19 protein-coding genes are annotated in these 18,191 nt (G+C 44.3%); 9 read left to right on the top strand and 10 right to left on the bottom strand.

The genetic code is table 11. The features are described 5' to 3' along the window. Positions 1–6: 6 nt before the first annotated feature. The 8 genes from GKR48_RS08510 to GKR48_RS08475 all read left to right on the top strand — a co-directional run bounded on the left by GKR48_RS08510 (position 7) and on the right by GKR48_RS08475 (position 9,739). Positions 7–594: a Maf family protein gene (locus GKR48_RS08510; protein ID WP_154627751.1), complete on the top strand. Its 588-nt coding sequence runs from the start codon at positions 7–9 to the stop codon at positions 592–594. Then, the gene (gene rng, locus GKR48_RS08505) at positions 591–2,060 is read left to right on the top strand and encodes a ribonuclease G (RefSeq protein WP_154603465.1); all 1,470 of its coding nucleotides are present in this window, start codon (positions 591–593) and stop codon (positions 2,058–2,060) included. Before GKR48_RS08510 ends, rng begins: the two co-directional genes overlap by 4 nt. Before the next feature lie 23 nt (positions 2,061–2,083). After that, complete coding sequence (gene yhdP, locus GKR48_RS08500; RefSeq protein WP_336431136.1) at positions 2,084–5,884, top strand: AsmA2 domain-containing protein YhdP; 3,801 nt, start codon at positions 2,084–2,086, stop codon at positions 5,882–5,884. Continuing rightward, positions 5,881–6,720: a deaminated glutathione amidase gene (gene nit1 / locus GKR48_RS08495; protein WP_154627749.1), complete on the top strand. Its 840-nt coding sequence runs from the start codon at positions 5,881–5,883 to the stop codon at positions 6,718–6,720. The genes yhdP and nit1 overlap by 4 nt, the downstream gene beginning before the upstream one ends. 20 nt (positions 6,721–6,740) lie before the next feature. Continuing rightward, complete coding sequence (tldD, locus tag GKR48_RS08490) at positions 6,741–8,186, top strand: metalloprotease TldD (protein WP_154627748.1); 1,446 nt, start codon at positions 6,741–6,743, stop codon at positions 8,184–8,186. Between the two features lie 93 nt (positions 8,187–8,279). Beyond that, a complete protein-coding gene (locus GKR48_RS08485) occupies positions 8,280–8,792 on the top strand; it encodes a ribonuclease domain-containing protein (RefSeq protein WP_154627747.1) in 513 nt (170 codons plus the stop codon). A gap of 12 nt (positions 8,793–8,804) precedes the next feature. Continuing rightward, positions 8,805–9,113: a barstar family protein gene (locus tag GKR48_RS08480; RefSeq protein ID WP_154627746.1), complete on the top strand. Its 309-nt coding sequence runs from the start codon at positions 8,805–8,807 to the stop codon at positions 9,111–9,113. A 62-nt stretch (positions 9,114–9,175) separates the two neighbouring features. After that, positions 9,176–9,739, top strand: coding sequence for an RBBP9/YdeN family alpha/beta hydrolase (locus GKR48_RS08475; protein WP_336431135.1), 564 nt, complete (start codon positions 9,176–9,178; stop codon positions 9,737–9,739). Positions 9,740–9,796: 57 nt separating this feature from the next. Here GKR48_RS08475 and yjgA read toward each other — a convergent pair whose 3' ends face one another. Beyond that, positions 9,797–10,342 (bottom strand): ribosome biogenesis factor YjgA, encoded by a 546-nt coding sequence (gene yjgA, locus GKR48_RS08470; protein ID WP_154627745.1) that lies wholly within the window; start codon positions 10,340–10,342, stop codon positions 9,797–9,799. Between the two features lie 183 nt (positions 10,343–10,525). Between yjgA and pmbA the strand changes: the two genes are divergently transcribed. Beyond that, complete coding sequence (pmbA, locus tag GKR48_RS08465) at positions 10,526–11,866, top strand: metalloprotease PmbA (protein ID WP_154627744.1); 1,341 nt, start codon at positions 10,526–10,528, stop codon at positions 11,864–11,866. A 152-nt stretch (positions 11,867–12,018) separates the two neighbouring features. Here the strand turns inward: pmbA and rnk are convergent, their stop codons facing one another. The 9 genes from rnk to lptC form a co-directional block, all read right to left on the bottom strand. Next, the gene (rnk, locus tag GKR48_RS08460) at positions 12,019–12,429 is read right to left on the bottom strand and encodes a nucleoside diphosphate kinase regulator (protein ID WP_006659086.1); all 411 of its coding nucleotides are present in this window, start codon (positions 12,427–12,429) and stop codon (positions 12,019–12,021) included. Positions 12,430–12,629: 200 nt separating this feature from the next. Continuing rightward, positions 12,630–12,902 (bottom strand): PTS phosphocarrier protein NPr, encoded by a 273-nt coding sequence (gene npr, locus GKR48_RS08455; RefSeq protein ID WP_154627743.1) that lies wholly within the window; start codon positions 12,900–12,902, stop codon positions 12,630–12,632. Further along, positions 12,899–13,753: an RNase adapter RapZ gene (gene rapZ / locus GKR48_RS08450; RefSeq protein ID WP_036956106.1), complete on the bottom strand. Its 855-nt coding sequence runs from the start codon at positions 13,751–13,753 to the stop codon at positions 12,899–12,901. Before rapZ ends, npr begins: the two co-directional genes overlap by 4 nt. 162 nt (positions 13,754–13,915) lie before the next feature. Further along, positions 13,916–14,383 (bottom strand): PTS IIA-like nitrogen regulatory protein PtsN, encoded by a 468-nt coding sequence (ptsN, locus tag GKR48_RS08445; RefSeq protein WP_154603455.1) that lies wholly within the window; start codon positions 14,381–14,383, stop codon positions 13,916–13,918. An 88-nt stretch (positions 14,384–14,471) separates the two neighbouring features. Continuing rightward, complete coding sequence (gene hpf, locus GKR48_RS08440) at positions 14,472–14,759, bottom strand: ribosome hibernation promoting factor (RefSeq protein WP_006659090.1); 288 nt, start codon at positions 14,757–14,759, stop codon at positions 14,472–14,474. A gap of 23 nt (positions 14,760–14,782) precedes the next feature. Beyond that, complete coding sequence (gene rpoN / locus GKR48_RS08435; RefSeq protein ID WP_154627742.1) at positions 14,783–16,228, bottom strand: RNA polymerase factor sigma-54; 1,446 nt, start codon at positions 16,226–16,228, stop codon at positions 14,783–14,785. 84 nt (positions 16,229–16,312) lie between these two features. Continuing rightward, positions 16,313–17,038: an LPS export ABC transporter ATP-binding protein gene (gene lptB / locus GKR48_RS08430; protein ID WP_036956110.1), complete on the bottom strand. Its 726-nt coding sequence runs from the start codon at positions 17,036–17,038 to the stop codon at positions 16,313–16,315. A gap of 5 nt (positions 17,039–17,043) precedes the next feature. Beyond that, positions 17,044–17,601, bottom strand: coding sequence for a lipopolysaccharide ABC transporter substrate-binding protein LptA (lptA, locus tag GKR48_RS08425; protein WP_154627741.1), 558 nt, complete (start codon positions 17,599–17,601; stop codon positions 17,044–17,046). Then, entirely contained in the window at positions 17,585–18,178 is a 594-nt protein-coding gene (gene lptC / locus GKR48_RS08420) for an LPS export ABC transporter periplasmic protein LptC (protein WP_154603452.1), read from the bottom strand. The genes lptA and lptC overlap by 17 nt, the downstream gene beginning before the upstream one ends. Positions 18,179–18,191: the final 13 nt, after the last annotated feature.

The raw sequence follows: 18,191 nt of genomic DNA, 5'->3' as shown, positions 1-18,191 counted from the left end.
CAATTTATGAGCTTAATTTATCTTGCATCAGGTTCACCGAGACGACGTGAATTAGTCCAACTCCTAGGTTATTCCTTTGAAATCTTGCGTCCCGAAGTGGAAGAAAAATGGCAAGAAGGGGAATCGCCTCAGGCTTATGTCCAACGTTTAGCGCGAGATAAATCCCGTGCGGGCGTGGCAATCGCCCCTGCGGATCATCCTGTTTTGGGCGCAGACACTATTGTGGTTCTTGACGGTAAAATATTAGAAAAACCGCGAGATGCTGCCCATGCTCAGCAAATCCTCAGTGACCTTTCCGGTAAAACACATCAGGTAATGACCGCCATTGCCGTATCAAACTCCCATGAGACGTTAACCTCATTGATTACGACAGATGTGACATTCCGCGAGTTATCTTTGCTAGAAATACAGGATTATATACAATCTGGCGAGCCAATGGATAAAGCCGGCGCTTACGGTATCCAAGGCCTCGGTGGACGTTTTATTCGACGCATTAATGGCAGCTATCATGCCGTGGTGGGCTTACCATTGGTCGAAACAGAAGAATTAATACAACGATTTTTAGCGTTAGGTGATGGGAAGGGGAATTCATGACTACGGAACTATTAGTAAACGTAACACCATCTGAAACGCGCGTAGCTTATATTGATGGTGGGATCTTACAAGAAATACACGTTGAAAGAGAGGCGAAAAGAGGGCTAGTAGGGAATATCTACAAAGGTCGTGTGAGCCGCGTTTTACCCGGTATGCAGGCGGCCTTTGTTGATATTGGTCTGGACAAAGCAGCCTTTTTACACGCCTCAGACATTATGCCTCACACTGAATGCATTGCAGGTGATGAGCAGAAAAACTTTCATGTCAGAGATATCGCTGAGTTGGTAAAGCAAGGGCAAGATTTAATTGTCCAAGTGGTTAAAGACCCACTCGGCACCAAAGGCGCAAGGCTCACCACAGACATTACACTGCCTTCTCGTTACTTGGTTTTCATGCCGGGGGCTTCCCATGTTGGCGTGTCTCAGCGTATTGATAGTGAAGAAGAAAGAGAGCGTTTAAAAGAGTGCGTCGCACAATATTGCGATGAAAATGGCGGGTTTATCATTCGTACTGCCGCAGAAGGTGTGGCTGAAGATGACGTCAAACAAGATGCCGCATTTTTAAAACGCTTATGGGCGAAAGTGATTGAACGAAAAAAACGTAATGTCACGCGCACTAAAATTTACGGTGAGCTTTCACTGGCATACCGCATTATTCGCGATTTTGCAGGCGCATCCCTCGACCGTATTCGTGTGGATTCTCGTTTAACCTACACGCAGTTGGAAGAGTTTATTGCGGAATATGTGCCGGAAATGACGGCGAAGCTTGAGCTTTACCAAGGCAATCAACCTATTTTTGACTTGTTCGATGTGGAAAATGAAATTCAACGTGCGATGGACAGAAAGGTTGAATTGAAGTCGGGCGGGTATCTGATCATCGACCAAACTGAAGCGATGACCACCATCGATATCAACACGGGCGCATTTGTTGGTCACCGTAATTTAGAAGAAACTATCTTTAATACCAACGTTGAAGCTACCCAAGCCATTGCGCGCCAATTACGCTTAAGAAACCTCGGTGGTATTATTATCATCGACTTTATCGATATGTCTGATGTTGAACATCGCCGCCGTGTGTTAGCCTCACTTGAACAAGCTTTAAGTAAAGATAAGGTAAAAACCACCATTAATGGGTTCTCTCAACTAGGATTAGTTGAGATGACACGTAAAAGAACCCGTGAAAGTCTGGAGCATGTGCTGTGTGATACCTGCCCAACTTGCCAAGGTCGTGGTACGGTGAAATCAGTTGAAACCGTGTGCTATGAAATTTTGCGTGAAATCGTGAGAGTTCACCGCACAATCGATGCTGATAGATTCTTAGTTTACGCATCAAAAGCGGTAGTGGATGTGTTAACCGGGGATGAATCTCACGCATTAGCGGAAGTTGAAATCTTTGTAGGGAAACAAGTTAAAGTGCAGATTGAGCCGTTATATAGCCAAGAACGCTTTGATGTTGTCATGATGTAGCATTCTGCTTGAAGGAGAAACTGGTGAAACGACTGCCACGTATCGTACTCGTGACAACCGCTGCCGTATTGTTGCTGTGTGCGTTGGTACTCACCAGTTTGCGTTTTCTATTACCCAATATCGATAATTATCGCCAAGAAATTATCACTTACGCTGAAAGTCACAGTGATATCTCACTGGATATTGGTCAGATTGAAGGAGCTTGGCGCTATTATGGCCCCGAGCTTATCATTTCCGATGTTGCTATCAAAAACCCAACTACCGATATACAAGTCAACAAAGTCACCATCGAATTAGATATTTGGAATTCGCTATTATCTTTGCGTTGGCGTTTTCGTGATTTGACGTTTTATCAACTGAATGTGGATTATAAAGTCCCGCTTAGTTTTGATGGGACGGAAGATGAAACTACAAACTATGATGGCGTGGATGACCTGTTTTTAAGGCAGTTTGACCATTTTATTTTAAAAGATAGCCAAGTGACATTTTTGACGCCATCAGATCAAAAGATGACGTTACTGCTACCAGAACTTTCATGGCTTAACCAAGATGCCCGTCACCGCGCCCAAGGTTTCGTTAGCCTTGAAACGCTAAATAAGCAAAATAGTTATCTGCAAGTGAAGCTGGATGTGTCGGATAAAAATGGCGTACTCAGTGACGGTATGTTCTATTTGCAGGCCGATAACATTGATATGCAGCCTTGGCTCAGCAAGTGGCTACGCGATAATACGGGGCTACGGGACGCCAACTTCAGTTTATCATCGTGGATCACCCTCAAGAATAATCGTATAGATAATGGTCTGATCCAGCTACGCCAAGGTGAGGCGAACTGGGGGGAAGAGCCTCTCACGCAAAATCTTCAAGTGAATGATTTACTGGTGCGAATGAAGCGCCAAGGCAACGGTTGGCTGTTTAATATTCCTGAGCTAGATACCCTGAAAACCAATGAATACATTTGGCCGCAAGGGAGTGTCTCCGTTCTGTATTTGCCTTCATCAGCAAAATATCAAAATAAAGATCACTGGCGCATTCGTGCTAAAAATATTGAGCTAGAACGTTTAAGTGAAGTGTTGCCGACATTCTCGTTTATTACGCCAGAATTAGTGCAAGATTGGCAGCATCGTCAGCCGACGGGATTAGTCTCGGAATTTGCCCTCGATCTAACGCAAGACACTGAAGACCATACGCAAATCAGTATGGATTGGCAGGATGTTAGCTGGAAAAAATGGAAAGAACTTCCTTCTGTAAACCATTTCTCAGGCGTACTTATTGGCGGAGCTCAACAAGGCGTTCTCTCATTTTCGCTTAAAGATAGTATCGTGGATTATCGCGATGAATTTAAAGCTCCGTTTGAAATTAGTAACGCCAGCGGCAAATTAAACTGGATCAATAACAGCAGCGAATTCAAATTGTGGAGTTCCGGTATGAATTTGCAAGCTAAGGCCGTCAAAGCCAATGGTGACTTTAGCTATGCAAAAGCGAAACAGCATGATATTGCCGATTTGGCCATTCTCGCGGGGATCAGCACCGATGATGCAGGGGAAGCTTGGCGCTATTTCCCGCAAAAGCTGATGGGGCAGGAGCTCGCTGATTATCTGACCAAAGCGATTATTGCCGGACATGTAGAAAATGCGACGTTGGTATATAAAGGTGACCCCGCTCATTACCCTTACTATAAAAATGATGGGCAGTTCCAAGTGTATGTGCCGCTGCGTGATGGTACATTCGAATACGATGACCAATGGCCTGCATTATTGGATTTAAACCTCGATTTAGACTTTAGCCGTGCAAGTTTAGCGATGCATACGGACTCGGTGAAATTAGGGGATGCAACGGCAGAAAATCTCGATGCGGTGATCCATGATTACTTCGATGAAATGTTATATATCGATGCGGGAGTGAGTGGAACGGGCAAACAGATCCAACAATATTTCACCCATACACCACTCAAACATTCCCTTGGCGACACGCTGGATGAGCTACAAATCGATGGTACCGTAACAGGTAAGCTTAATCTTGCTATTCCATTATCGGCTGGAAAAGAGGTTGTCGCGAAAGGGCAAGTTAATCTTAATAAAAATGATGTGTTTGTACGCCCAATCGATAGCACATTGCACGGATTGACAGGAAGCTTCAAGTTTACCAATGGGGATTTAGTCAGCGATAACATCACGGGACAATGGTTAGAGCAGCCAGTTTCTTTGGATTTCACGACATTAACGCGCCCGAAAGATTATTTGGTGGATATTAACCTTGGCGGAAATTGGGAGCTGAATAAAGTTCCTATGTTGCCAAGTGATATCAAAGGGAAAGTCGCTGGTGTGAGTGATTGGAAAAGCCAAATTCATATCACGTTACCAGAATCATCTAAACAAGCGACAGGCTTACAGATTGAGATTACAGCGGGGTTAAATAAGCTAAAAAGTCAGTTACCTGCGCTGAACACCGAACTACTGCAACAGCTTGGTAAAATGAATGTTCAAGCCAAAGGCACGACGGAGCAATTAACGGTAGGTGGTGATATTGGTCAACGCCTTGGTTTTAACTCTCAGTGGTCGCTTACCAGCTCGCCATTGAAACTACAAAAAGCGCACATTGCCCCATGGAATAATCAGGTTCCGGCATTACCAAACGGCTCGACCATCTTGGTGGATTTACCCGTTATCGATGACGTGAATTGGGAAAAATTTGCGAGTGGCTTTTTATCTTCTTCTGCCAGTGATCAGGTGGGGTACATTAGTTACCCAGATACTCTTAAGGTCAAAGCGCCCTCCGTTTATTTGGCGGGACAGCGTTGGAAAGATTTGAGCTTCTCTTATGATTTATACCGTGATGAACAGCAAATCAATGTAGAAAGTGCAAACCTAAAAGGGCAGCTACAGATTTGGAAGCAGCAGCCATGGGCATTGAATATTGAGTATCTGTATTACAATCCTGAAGGCTCGCTGGCTTCAAGCGAAAAGACCTCTCCATTGGAAGTATTCGACTTTAGCCAGTGGCCTAAAGTGAATATCCATTGCGCCGAGTGTTGGGTGAGTGGACAAAAATTGGGAGAAATTACGGCGAAAGTCACCCCAGTGGGGCAGCACACTTTAAAATTAACTGCAGGTTCACTGAAAAACAGTGCCAGTGAGTTAAAGCTGGATGCTCTATGGCGCAGTAATGATGGTAATAAAACTGAGATTGCAGGCTCGCTTACCGGCGAGGCTTTCGATGAAACAGCAGCTTATTTTGGTGTCTTGGTGCCGATTATCGACTCCCCATATTCGATTGAATTTGATCTAAATTGGGCACAGGTTCCTTGGGAACCTGAGGTTGCCACACTGAATGGGAAAATGTCAGCGAAATTAGGGAAAGGCGCGATTGCCCATATGGGGGGCGGTCGAGCTGGACAGTTACTACGTTTAGTCAGTTTTGATGCATTATTGCGCAAACTTCAATTAGATTTCCGGGATACGTTCAGTAATGACTTTAACTTTGATTCGATTAAAGGCAATGCGGTCATCAATCAAGGTATTCTAACCTCGAAGGATCTTTATATTGATGGATTAGTCGCGGATATTGCCTTGAATGGTAATATTGACCTTGTTAAGCGTCAAATTAATGCGGAAGCGGTCATTACCCCTGAAATTTCTGCTACAGTAGGTGTAGCCACCGCATTTGTGATTAACCCGTTTGCGGGCGCGGCAGTATTTGCGGCATCGAAAGTCCTTGGTCCGTTGTGGAGTAAAATTTCGGTTATTCGCTATCGCGTAAGCGGTAGCCTGGATGAACCTAAAATTGATGAAGTACTACGTCAGCTTAAGGAGACTCAAGAGCAATGAAAACGGGTAATGTTGCACTTTTGCAGTTATGTAGTGGTAAGAATACAAAACACAACTTGGCACAGATAGAGCAGCAAATTAAACAGTTGCCTGATACCGTGCAGTTAGTTCTTACTCCTGAAAATGCATTGCTATTTGCTGATGCTGCAGCCTATCGTAAACAGGCTGAAGCAGAAGGTCATGGCCCATTACAAGACGCTATCCGTGAGATGGCTATCCGTTACAATGTATGGATCCTGATTGGTTCAATGCCATTGATTAGCCGTGAAGATCCCGAACGTATTACCAGCAGTAGCTTACTGTTTGATGCCAAAGGGAATATTACTGCGCGTTACGATAAAATTCATATGTTCGATGTGAACATCGAAGATGAACAAGGCGAGTATAACGAATCGGTTATTTATCAACGTGGTGAGCACCTGACTGTGGTTGATACGCCAGTAGGCCGCTTAGGGTTGACCATTTGTTATGATTTACGTTTCCCTGGCTTATTCCAAGCATTACGTGAACACGGCGCAGAGATTATTTCCGTTCCTGCGGCGTTTACTCGTTATACTGGACAAGCTCACTGGGAGCCACTGTTAAGAGCCCGTGCGATTGAAAACCAGTGCTATGTTTTAGCGCCAGCGCAAGTTGGGGTGCATGGTACGCGTCGTACATGGGGACATACTCTTGCCGTAGATGGCTGGGGTAAAGTGATGAAAAAGAATGTGGATGCAGTTTCTGCGTTGGTCGTGAATGTCCAGCCAAACAGCTTAAAAGTGATGCGTGAACAGATCCGAGTGGTGAAACATAACCGCTTTAGACCACAATTAACATCATTGATTAAAAAATAAACCAAATAAGAGTAACGAATATGAGTTTAGCTTCTGTCAGCGAACATTTGCTGGCTGCCAACGGTCTTGGTCAAGATAATCTGTATGATGTTTTAGGGCTGCTATCTGAGCGCCGTGTTGATTATGGGGATCTCTTTTTTCAGTCTAGCTACCATGAATCATGGGTTTTAGAAGATCGAATCATTAAAGATGGCTCCTACAATATTGACCAAGGTGTTGGAGTTCGAGCGATTACGGGTGAAAAAACGGGTTTTGCCTATGCAGACCAAATTTCACTGCTGGCACTCACCCAAAGTGCCACAGCAGCCCGCAGTATCGTCAGTGAACAAGGCGCTGGAAAGTCACAGATTTTAACCAATGTAGACTACAAAAAACTCTATTCTGAAGCGGATCCTTTGCGTAGCTTACCGCGTGAACAGAAAATTGAATTGCTGCATCGCGTTGACCAAGTGGCGCGCGCTGAAGATCCTCGCGTGATTGAAGTGAATGCCAGCTTAACTGGCGTATATGAACAAGTGTTAGTCGCTGCAACCGATGGCACATTAGCGACGGATATTCGTCCTCTGGTGCGTTTATCGGTGAGTGTACTGGTGGAACATGATGGCAAACGTGAACGCGGAGCAAGCGGTGGCGGCGGTCGTTATGGTTATGAATATTTCCTCGAAATTCATCAAGGACAGGTGCTTGCGGAACAGTATGCCCGTGAAGCGGTACGCATGGCGTTAGTCAATTTATCGGCAGTTGCCGCTCCTGCTGGCATGATGCCTGTAGTATTAGGTGCTGGTTGGCCAGGTGTTCTGCTCCATGAAGCGGTGGGTCATGGTCTAGAAGGTGACTTTAACCGTCGTGGCACCTCTGTTTTCTCAGGAAAAATGGGCGAGCAAGTCGCATCTTCCCTGTGTACTGTGGTGGATGATGGAACCATTGCTGGGCGTCGCGGTTCATTAGCGATTGATGATGAAGGGGTTCCGGGTCAATACAATGTGTTGATTGAGAATGGAATTCTACGTAACTATATTCAAGATAAGCATAACGCGCGTTTAATGGGTGTAGCGCCAACAGGGAATGCGCGCCGTGAATCTTACGCTCATTTACCAATGCCTCGCATGACGAATACCTATATGTTAGCGGGTGAATCAACACCGGAAGAGATTATCGCCAGTGTTGAAAAAGGATTGTATGCACCAAATTTTGGTGGTGGTCAGGTGGATATCACATCAGGTAAATTTGTGTTTTCAACTTCTGAAGCTTACTTAATTGAAAATGGTAAAATTACCTCACCAGTGAAGGGGGCAACCTTAATTGGTTCTGGCGTTGAAGCTATGCAGCAGATCTCCATGGTAGGTAATGACCTTGCGCTGGATAAAGGCGTGGGCGTTTGTGGTAAAGAAGGGCAAAGCGTGCCAGTGGGTGTAGGGCAACCGACACTGAAACTCGATAAAATGACCGTGGGTGGCACCGCGTAATCACACGTTAAGATAGTCTTTTATTTATTCGCCCTAGTTACGAATGTGACTGGGGCGATTGTTTATCCGCACAGCAAAAATAATTGAGGCGTTATGAATAAACGTATTATTTCTTTAGTGTTAATGGCAATTTTGATTGCGGTTAGCCTGTACTTTAAAGGTGGTGAGCAGGGCGCACCGGAACCATCTTCTGGTACATCATCAACCACACAAAATACACAAAGTACACCGCCTTCCCGCGAAGCGATAACTCCGCGTGAAACGCCAAAAACTATTGATCAGCTGACCGCTCAGAACAATGTGGTCAGTTTTATGGAAAAATACCAAAAACTTCCTGAATTTTACATGACGAAAAAACAGGCCAGAGAAGCGGGATGGGATGCTAAAAAAGGGAATTTATGTGAAGTATTACCTGGTAGAGCCATCGGTGGCGACCGCTTTTCTAACCGTGAAAAAGGCCTGCCTATTGCACAGGGGCGTCAGTGGTTTGAAGCGGATATAAATTATCGTTGTGGGCATCGTGGTGCAGACCGTTTACTCTATTCCTCTGATGGGATGATTTTCGTCAGTACCGACCATTATAAAACGTTCCAACAAGTTAAATAATCGGGGGTAGCGATGAGCAAGACCGTCGTTTTTGATTTTCGTGAAATAGATAGCCTTGAGGCATTTTATCAGCAATTTCAGCAACAATTCTCGCTTCCTAAATGGTTTGGTCATAATCTCGATGGGTTATGGGATGTGATTACAGGGGAAATAGAGTTACCCATTACGCTGATTTTTAGCCATTTAAAGGCGGCTCAGCGTACGCAATTTTCAGCGGTGATTGAATTGATGAATGAAGCTGAAGAAGAGCTGGATGAAGCGTTTATTTTTCTTATAGATATCACGAATAATGAGAATGAAGCTTCTCAAACCCCATGCTAAATTTGCGCAATGACTTTGCGTTTAGCCATATTTTGATGGCAATTAATATTGAGGGCGATTAAGTGGACGGTAAAAAAGTTGTCATTGTTCATGGTTATACAGCATCACCGAATGATAATTGGTTTAATTGGGTAAAAAATGAATTAGAAGCTTTAGGGGCGACGGTTGATGTTCCTGCATTACCGGAATCCAATTCTCCTGATCCGCAAAAATGGCAGCAATGCTTACTCGATGCCAATATTCAGTTTGATGAAAATACGATTTTAGTTGGGCACAGTTTAGGGTGTATTACGGCATTACGTTTTCTGGAAAATAATGCGCCGGAAGGGGCTAAAATTGGTGGCTATGTGCTAGTTTCTGGGTTTGACCGCTCACTGGATACATTGTCTGATTTGGCAGACCATACTCAGTTTTCATTGGATTATAATAAGCTGATTAGTCTAACGGATAAGCGAGCTTCGATTATTTCTTCCAATGATTGGGTCGTGGATCCTGACGCTTCAATTGAGTTAGCAAAAGCATTAAAAACCTCTGTCACGATGGTAGAAAGTGCGGGGCATTTTCTTGATAGAGAAGGCTATACTCGACTTCCTGCGTTACTCAATCTTCTACGATTTTGGTATTAAAAAATCCCCCTATGTTTTTACCGCATAGGGGGATTTTTATTGAATAAAACCTGGAAATTAGTTGCTATCAGAAAGCTCTTTCAGATATTGGAAAATCTGGCGGAATGCTTTTGGTGGTTTATTTCCATCACGCTCTTTCTTCGCATTACGGACTAATGCACGCAGTTGCTGGCGATCAGTTTGTGGGAACAGCGCAACGACTTCTTCAATGACTTGATCGCCATCGGCTAATAAACGGTTACGCAGGTCTTCCAGCTTGTGCAAGATAACAACTTGCTGGTTATGGCGGTTTTTCAGTTTATCGAGGGCTTCAGTGATCGGTTCCACTTCTCGAGAACGTAACAGTTTACCGATAAGTTGTAATTGACGACGACGGCCTTCCCGCTTAATTTTTTGTGCTAATTCGATAGCTTCAAGTAATTGCGTGTCTAATGGGATGCGCTCAAGCTCGCTTTTACTTAAATCAACAAGTTCTGCCCCCAATTTTTTGAGGATCTCGGCATCGCGTTTAATTTCGCTTTTGCTGACCCAAATAATCTCATCGTCCTCATCATCTTGGGGCGCTGGGATATCATCCAGCCAATCTTCAGGCTGTTTGGCCATAGGGATTTTCCTTTTTACTAAACGCCGTCGTGTAATTACGAGTAATTAGCATGATTTACGGCGTTGTGAGTGTTAACATTTATAGATTAACTCTATTGTAACTGGGAAAACCCCCTTATGACTACCTGACATTGATATGTCGAGGTAGAAAATCACTTTTCCCCTCTTTATTGGACTAAATGCATGAGTGTTACTGAACAAGTTGCCGAACAACGTAAACAATTAGAACAAGCCGTCGCCCACGCATTGGAATTTGCCAAAAGCCGTTGTGATGGCGCTGAAGTTGCAGTCAATAAAAGCACTGGTATTAGTGTGAGCACTCGCCAAGGTGACGTGGAGAATGTGGAATTTAACAGTGATGGGGCGCTCGGGATCACGGTTTACCATAAAAAACGTAAAGGTAGTGCATCTTCAACGGATTTAAGCGAAGAAGCCATTGAGCGTACAGTTCAAGCCGCGATTGATATTGCGAATTATACCTCTGAAGACCCATGCGCAGGTCCTGCTGAAAAATCATTACTGGCATTCGATGCACCGGATTTAAACTTATTCCAAGCTACAGAACTTTCCCCCGAGGAAGCCATTAAGCTGGCCTCGATTGCGGAAATGACCGCACTAAATGCAGATTCACGCATTGTGAATACGGAAGGCGGTAGCTTCAATGGGCACTATGGTATCCGTGTCTTTGGTAACTCTCTTGGACTATTAAAGAGCTACAGTTCTAGCCGTTATTCGATGTCGAGCTGCGTAATCGCCGAGCAAAATGGCGAAATGGAGCGCGATTATGCGTATACCATCGCACGCAGCATGCAGGCATTGAAATCCCCTGAGTGGGTAGGGCAAGAGTGTGCTCGTCGTACATTATCTCGCTTATCGCCGCGTAAATTACCAACCATGAAAGCCCCAGTGATTTTTGCCTCAGAAGTGGCGACGGGGTTATTTGGTCATTTAGTCGGTGCTATCAGCGGCAGCAGCATTTATCGTAAATCATCATTCTTAATGGATAGCCTTGGCAAACAAATTTTACCGAACTGGTTAACCATCAATGAGCAACCGCACTTAATGGGCGGATTAGCCTCCTCCCCATTTGACAGCGAAGGTGTGCGTACCACTGAACGTAATATTGTGGAAAATGGCGTTCTACAAACTTGGCTGATGACCAGTTATTCTGCGCGTAAACTGGGGCTGCAAAGCACGGGGCATGCGGGGGGGATCCATAACTGGCGCATTGAAGGACAAGGCTTATCATTTGACGCTTTGTTAAAGCAAATGGGTACAGGTTTAGTAGTCACTGAGCTGATGGGACAGGGTGTGAGTGGGATTACGGGGGATTATTCCCGTGGTGCATCCGGTTTTTGGGTAGAAAATGGTGAAATTCAATATCCTGTCAGCGAAATCACCATTGCAGGTAACTTGAAGGATATGTGGATGAACATGGTGACTATCGCCGATGATATCGAAACGCGCAGTAATATTCAGTGCGGCTCTGTGTTGATCCCTGAAATGAGTATTGCAGGGCAGTAAGTTCTAGTTGATCAATAAGTTCTAGTTGATCAATAAGTTCTAAATAGCAAAAAGGCACTCAATGAGTGCCTGAATACCGCCTGAAGACTAACGGGAGTTTCTTGATGGAAACTTTTTTCGGCTAGTCTTCTTTCTCTTGTTGAGCATCGCAACTAGCGATGGAACTCGCCAGCCGCTTCAGGTTGATAAACAATCTCTAACACACGAACACGGGTTTCTACGCCGTTTGGCAGCGCCCAGCTAATTTCGTCGTTAACATGCAAACCTAATAACGCTGCACCGATTGGCGCCATCACGGACAGTTGTTCTGCACTATCTTTAAGAGAGGCAGGATAAACTAGGGTGCGTGTGCGCTCTTCATTACTGATTAAATCTAAGAAACGAACAGTACTGTTCATCGTGACCACATCCGCAGGGATCTCTTGTGGAGAGACGATATCTGCGCGGTCTAATTCGTCGTTTAGTGCTTCAGCAACAGGCGTACCCGCATAAGCGGCTTGCTCCATCAGTGCATCTAAGCGTTCTGCATCTAAATCATTGATAATAATTGTTGGCTTTGTCATACCACACTCCAATAGGGACGTACAAAGCAAACACCCCCCACCCAGAAGGCAGGGGGTGTTTGCTAGAAAAATAAATTATATAAAATATTAGGCGCTATAGGCGTTAAAGGGAAGAGATCGGGATCACGAACTCGGTGCCTATGCGTGTAAAACCGTGTATATCGCTCTGTTCGCTAAGATGTAAGACGCAATGAGTTGGGCTACTCTTCGTCAAATCCACTTTCAAACAGGTTAATGATTGCGGATAACGCCAAATCTTCATCGGGCCCGCTAACTTCGATATCAATTTTACTGCCTTGTTCCGAGTCTAACATCAACATCGCAATAACGCTATCCGCCTCGGCCTCAATTTGACTGTCATTTTTTAAAATGACTCTAGAGTTAAATTGTTTAACTAAATCATAGAGAAGCATTGCTGGTCTGGCATGCATACCAAGACGGTTTTTCAGCGTAATCGTCGCTTTGACGGTCATTGCTTGCGTTTTTCCAACGTTCTGTGGCGTGACTGGACGTTTTTCCCACGGGAGCGGAAATAATCAGCCAGCTGTTCTGCCACATACACCGAACGGTGTTTTCCTCCCGTACAGCCGATGGCGACGGTGAGATAGCTGCGGTTATTGGTTTCTAACATTGGCAACCATAACTCTAAGTAACTGCGAGTCTGGTAAATGAAGTTATGAACCTCTGTGTGTCTGTCCAAGAAGGCCGCAACAGGACGATCTAAACCAGTCATTGGACGCAATTTAGGATCCCAGTGTGGGTTTGGTAAAAAGCGCACATCGAAAACGTAGTCAGCATCAATTGGGATGCCGTGTTTGAAACCGAAGGACTCAAACACCATCGTCAGTTCACGCTCGCGTTTGCCCATTAAGCGAGTTCTGAGCATTTCCGCTAATTCGTGCACTGACATTTCTGAGGTATCAATGACCAAGTCAGCGCGGGAGCGCAGCGGCTCTAATAGCTCGTTTTCTTCATCGATGGCACTTTCTAAGGATAAGTTTTTACTTGAAAGTGGGTGTAATCGACGGGTATCACTATAACGACGAATTAATGTATTGCGATCTGCATCCAGAAACAGCAGTTGTGGTGAGAAGGTTGATGGCAGTTTATCAATTGCTTCTTCGAACACTTCTGGATTGTCGGGCATATTACGCACGTCAATGCTCACGGCCGCAGAAATATTGCGATCGGCAAGTGAATTAGCTAATTCCGGCAGTAAGACTACCGGAAGGTTATCCACACAATAGAAACCCATATCTTCCAGCGCGCGTAGGGCAACGGATTTTCCCGAACCGGAACGGCCGCTGACAATCATCAGCACCATGAGCTAACTCCCTTCTGTCTCTTAAGGATTTATATCTTAATGATCGATTTCTGACTGATCACACATTTCTGACTATTTTGCATTTTGCGGTGTTTTACGATGCCGAATGAAAGAAATCATAACAATATCATTAGGCTGGCATCAACACATATTAGTTATTACTTACTCAATGATGATCTGGTATAACTCTTCATCACTTTGCGCACTGCGTAGGCGCTTACAGAATGCTTTATCCGCTAATTTTTTAGCGATAAGAGATAAAGTATGTAAGTGAGTTTTACATTGATCCGATGGAACAAGTAATGCAAAAAGCAGATCAACAGGTTGGTTATCAATCGCATCAAACGCAATGGGCTCTTCTAAATGCAAAAACACGCCAGCGGCGCGTGCACTTTCGCCTTCACTAAGTTTGCCATGAGGGATTGCAATTCCACCACCAATACCCGTGGTACCCACTTTTTCTCTGGTTAGTAACGCTTCAAATACCGTATTTTCCGGTAATCCCAACTCGGCGGCCGCTAACTCACTAATAATTTCTAATGCTCTCTTCTTACTGGTGCAAACTAAATTATTACGTGTGCAACTGGCAGATAAAACATCGCTTAATTGGATTTCTATATCACTATTCATTTTATTATTCACTTAGGACTACAAAACCAGATGATGTATGCCACCATCTGGTTCAGAACATTAATCAGTCAACGACTGGCTAAATGTATTAGTGTTGTCTCAGTTTTTCTTTATGTTTGGTTAATTGGCGTGACAGCTTATCAAGGAGTAAATCAAGTGCCGCGTACATATCGTCGTCTTCCGCCGATGCGTGAAGCTCTGCGCCGTTGAGTTGCAGGGTGGCTTCAGCAATTTGCTGAACTTTTTCCACTTTCAGAACAACTTGGATACTGTTAATACGATCAAACAATTGCTCTAATTTCTTGAGTTTTTTCTCAACCGTTTCGCGCAATGCCGGTGTAACTTCAATATTGTGTCCAGTAATCTGAAATTCCATACAATCTTCCTTATATTATTGGGTTAAACCAACTGTTTACGTTGATTTGATGGCGGAATAGATAATGACTCACGATACTTAGCAACAGTTCGACGAGCAACTTGTATACCTTGCTCTGCCAGCATACTCGTCAATTTACTGTCACTCAATGGTTTTGCTGGGTTTTCCGCAGCAACCAGCTTTTTCACCAGTGCACGAATCGCAGTGGAGGAGGCTTCTCCTCCGGTGTCCGTACTGACGTGACTGGAGAAAAAATACTTCAACTCAAAAATGCCCCGTGGACTATGCAGGAATTTTTGGGTTGTCACACGGGAGATAGTCGATTCATGCATGTCCACCTGATAGGCAATGTCTGCCAAAATCATCGGTTTCATATACTCTTCGCCTAACTCAAAAAATTCTTGTTGTTGCTCAACAATACAGGTCGCCACTTTCAGTAATGTTTCATGGCGACTTTCTAAGCTTTTAATCAGCCATTTCGCATCCTGCAAGTGACTGCGAATATATTGCGTGTCACTTTCGCTGGCTGAATTATTTGCCATTGAAGCATAATGATTATTGATGCTTAACTTAGGGATGCTATCTGTATTTAACTCAACTTGCCAGTGCCCAGCGACTTTTTTCACCAGCACATCGGGAATAACATATTCCGATTCACCCGTATTGATTGATTGCCCTGGTTTGGGATTCAGCGTGAGGATCAGGTCAATGGCCGTTTTCAGCGCATCTTCTTTTAAACGGGTCAGTTTACTCAGTTGACGAAAATCACGATTTGCCAGTAAATCAATATGATTACTAATAATCAGTCTAGCTTCTTGCAGGCCAATTGTCTCTTTCGGGTATAAAGAAAGCTGGATCAGTAAACACTCTTTGAGATCCTGAGCGGCCACCCCTAATGGGTCAAAATGCTGAATGCGTTTTAAAACGGCAACCACTTCTTCTAAAGTGATATCGGGGTCATCAATCCCTTCATGGATCTCGTTGATTGAGCTAGTGAGATAGCCGGAATCATCAATGGAATCGATAATCGAGGTTGCAATCGCGCGATCGGTATCGGTAAACGGGGTGAGATCCGCTTGCCAGATTAGATAATCTTGCAGTGTTTGGGTGGTTTCCCCTTGGTAAACAGGAAGTTCATCGAAGCTGTAGTCATTGCTCGTTCCTGACGGGGTGCCTGCCGTATAGATTTCATCCCAATCAGCATCTAGCGGAAGCTCATCGGGCATATCTGTTTTTTCGAGGGCATCTTTGGTATCGATTTCGCTGCTGTCAGTGTCGCTGCTTAGGCTATCTAAACTTTCTTGCTCAGAGGATGATTCTTCTTGTTCGAGCAGAGGGTTGGTTTCAAGGGCGAGTTGAATTTCTTGTTGAAGCTCAAGTGTGGATAACTGCAACAGGCGAATGGCCTGTTGCAATTGAGGCGTCATTGCAAGTTGTTGACTGATTCTGAGCTGCAAACTTTGCTTCATGAATGTGCTTTATTCTCCATTACCACTGACACAACCAATGCCATGACAACCAACAAGACAAAACTACAGTCTACAATTTACAAACTACAGTCTAAAACCTTCACCCAAATAAACGCGTTTCACTTGCTCGTTTTCAAGGATCATCTCTGGCGAGCCGTGAGCAATCAAGTGCCCTTGGCTGACAATGTAAGCACGCTCGCAAACATCGAGAGTTTCACGGACGTTATGGTCGGTGATTAATACGCCGAGCCCATAGTCGCGTAAGTGTTGGATGATTTTTTTGATATCCAAAACGGAAATCGGGTCAACCCCAGCAAACGGCTCATCTAACAGGATAAATTTTGGATTAGCAGCGAGGGCGCGTGCAATTTCCACACGACGACGCTCACCACCAGACAGTGACTGGCCTACACTATCACGCAAGTGAGTAATACTGAACTCTTCCATCAGCTCTTCAGCACGCTCTTTGCGCTGTTCTGAGGTTAAGTCTGGGCGAATTTCTAACACGGCCATCAGGTTGTCATACACACTGAGGCGGCGGAAAATAGATGCTTCTTGAGGAAGGTAGCCAATGCCACGACGAGCGCGCTCATGTAGAGGCAGTAAGCTAATATCTTCCCCATCAATTAAAATTTTACCAGCATCCCGCTGAACAATGCCGACTACCATATAAAAAGTGGTCGTTTTACCCGCACCGTTAGGGCCTAAGAGACCAACGATTTCCCCTGATTTCACTTCAAGGCTGACGTCAGTGACTACGCTGCGTTTTTTATAGGATTTCGCCAGATTCTCTGCGGTTAGTGTTGCCATAACAATTATTTACTCTTACTTGTTGATGAACCCTGTGCGGCTGGGCCTTTTTCTTGTAACTGTGCTGGTAATAAGACGGTGGTCACGCGTTTACCTTTATCGCTAAATGCTTCCATTTGCTGGGTTGGAACCACATAGGTGATCTTATCGCCTTTGATATTGCTATCGAGCTGTTCAAGGTAAGCATCACCCGTTAATGTGACCAGTTGTTTATCAACTTCATAACGTGCTTTGGATGCGTGACCTTTGATTGGTTTACCATCGTCTTGTAACTGGAAGAAAGTCACTGGCGTACCAAATGCTTCAATGACGATTTTATCGGAATCGCTGCTTGGACGCGTCACAACAACTTTGTTGGCACGAATATCAATGGAACCTTGTTTGATAACAACGTCATCAGTAAATGTGGTGATATTTTTTTCTAAATCAAGAGATTGCTTAACCGAGTTAATGGTCATCGGCTGTTGAGTATCTGTTTTCAGTGCCATTGCCGGCAGGCTAAGAGCCAAAATTGCACTTGCAATAGCCCCTTGAATAAAACTTTTCTTAGTTACTTGATTCATTGTGTTGCTCTTTTGGTTGTAACTCATAGTGAGTTTTAACATCTTCAATTAATTCAGCGGTTCTTGTACGAAGGTTCCCCTTCATTTTTAAACCCGTTGAATTTAGCCCATGTCCGATAATGGTAACTTTATCGTCAGATGAAACATCTTGTGTGACTAGATTGACCACCGCATTATCTGTGGTAATACGCTGGATTTGAGGCTCAGGGGTCAAACTGTCAACTTGAACATCGCTATACAGATAGAGCACGCGCTCTTTGGTTAATCTTGCTTTAATGGACTTCACCGTCCAAGTCGGTGTACCCGCATCGTTATAAGTCGTTAATACAGGATTGGTAAACCACGTGATTTTGCCATCGGTATAATTATCAACTTTGCTCGCGGCGAGTTTATAGGCTAAATCGCCCGCAGGATTATAGACGAAAGTTACCGAATCATCAGTTTGATAATTAGGTTTTCCGTCATTGATTTCTGTTGTTAATGGTTTGGAGTCATCGTAAACCGAAAAGTTCCAACCAATTAGCCCCAGTACAATGAGGGATAAAACAATGATTAACCACTTTTTTGCGTTGCTCATGAATGATATCTGT

Origin of the sequence: Providencia sp. wls1943 (assembly GCF_009706275.1) — a bacterium.
GTDB lineage: Bacteria > Pseudomonadota > Gammaproteobacteria > Enterobacterales > Enterobacteriaceae > Providencia > Providencia zhijiangensis.
This window is presented reverse-complemented; position numbering and strand designations above follow the sequence as displayed.

What these genes read in the sequence shown, in the direction of transcription:
- yjgA (WP_154627745.1), bottom strand. Translation starts at nt 10,342, where the DNA reads ATGGCCAAACAGCCTGAAGATTGGCTGGATGATATCCCAGCGCCCCAA.
- tldD (WP_154627748.1), top strand. Translation starts at nt 6,741, where the DNA reads ATGAGTTTAGCTTCTGTCAGCGAACATTTGCTGGCTGCCAACGGTCTT.
- hpf (WP_006659090.1), bottom strand. Translation starts at nt 14,759, where the DNA reads ATGGAATTTCAGATTACTGGACACAATATTGAAGTTACACCGGCATTG.
- lptC (WP_154603452.1), bottom strand. Translation starts at nt 18,178, where the DNA reads ATGAGCAACGCAAAAAAGTGGTTAATCATTGTTTTATCCCTCATTGTA.
- GKR48_RS08485 (WP_154627747.1), top strand. Translation starts at nt 8,280, where the DNA reads ATGAATAAACGTATTATTTCTTTAGTGTTAATGGCAATTTTGATTGCG.
- rpoN (WP_154627742.1), bottom strand. Translation starts at nt 16,228, where the DNA reads ATGAAGCAAAGTTTGCAGCTCAGAATCAGTCAACAACTTGCAATGACG.
- lptA (WP_154627741.1), bottom strand. Translation starts at nt 17,601, where the DNA reads ATGAATCAAGTAACTAAGAAAAGTTTTATTCAAGGGGCTATTGCAAGT.
- npr (WP_154627743.1), bottom strand. Translation starts at nt 12,902, where the DNA reads ATGACCGTCAAAGCGACGATTACGCTGAAAAACCGTCTTGGTATGCAT.
- rapZ (WP_036956106.1), bottom strand. Translation starts at nt 13,753, where the DNA reads ATGGTGCTGATGATTGTCAGCGGCCGTTCCGGTTCGGGAAAATCCGTT.
- rnk (WP_006659086.1), bottom strand. Translation starts at nt 12,429, where the DNA reads ATGACAAAGCCAACAATTATTATCAATGATTTAGATGCAGAACGCTTA.
- nit1 (WP_154627749.1), top strand. Translation starts at nt 5,881, where the DNA reads ATGAAAACGGGTAATGTTGCACTTTTGCAGTTATGTAGTGGTAAGAAT.
- lptB (WP_036956110.1), bottom strand. Translation starts at nt 17,038, where the DNA reads ATGGCAACACTAACCGCAGAGAATCTGGCGAAATCCTATAAAAAACGC.
- GKR48_RS08510 (WP_154627751.1), top strand. Translation starts at nt 7, where the DNA reads ATGAGCTTAATTTATCTTGCATCAGGTTCACCGAGACGACGTGAATTA.
- GKR48_RS08480 (WP_154627746.1), top strand. Translation starts at nt 8,805, where the DNA reads ATGAGCAAGACCGTCGTTTTTGATTTTCGTGAAATAGATAGCCTTGAG.
- ptsN (WP_154603455.1), bottom strand. Translation starts at nt 14,383, where the DNA reads ATGAATAGTGATATAGAAATCCAATTAAGCGATGTTTTATCTGCCAGT.
- rng (WP_154603465.1), top strand. Translation starts at nt 591, where the DNA reads ATGACTACGGAACTATTAGTAAACGTAACACCATCTGAAACGCGCGTA.
- pmbA (WP_154627744.1), top strand. Translation starts at nt 10,526, where the DNA reads ATGAGTGTTACTGAACAAGTTGCCGAACAACGTAAACAATTAGAACAA.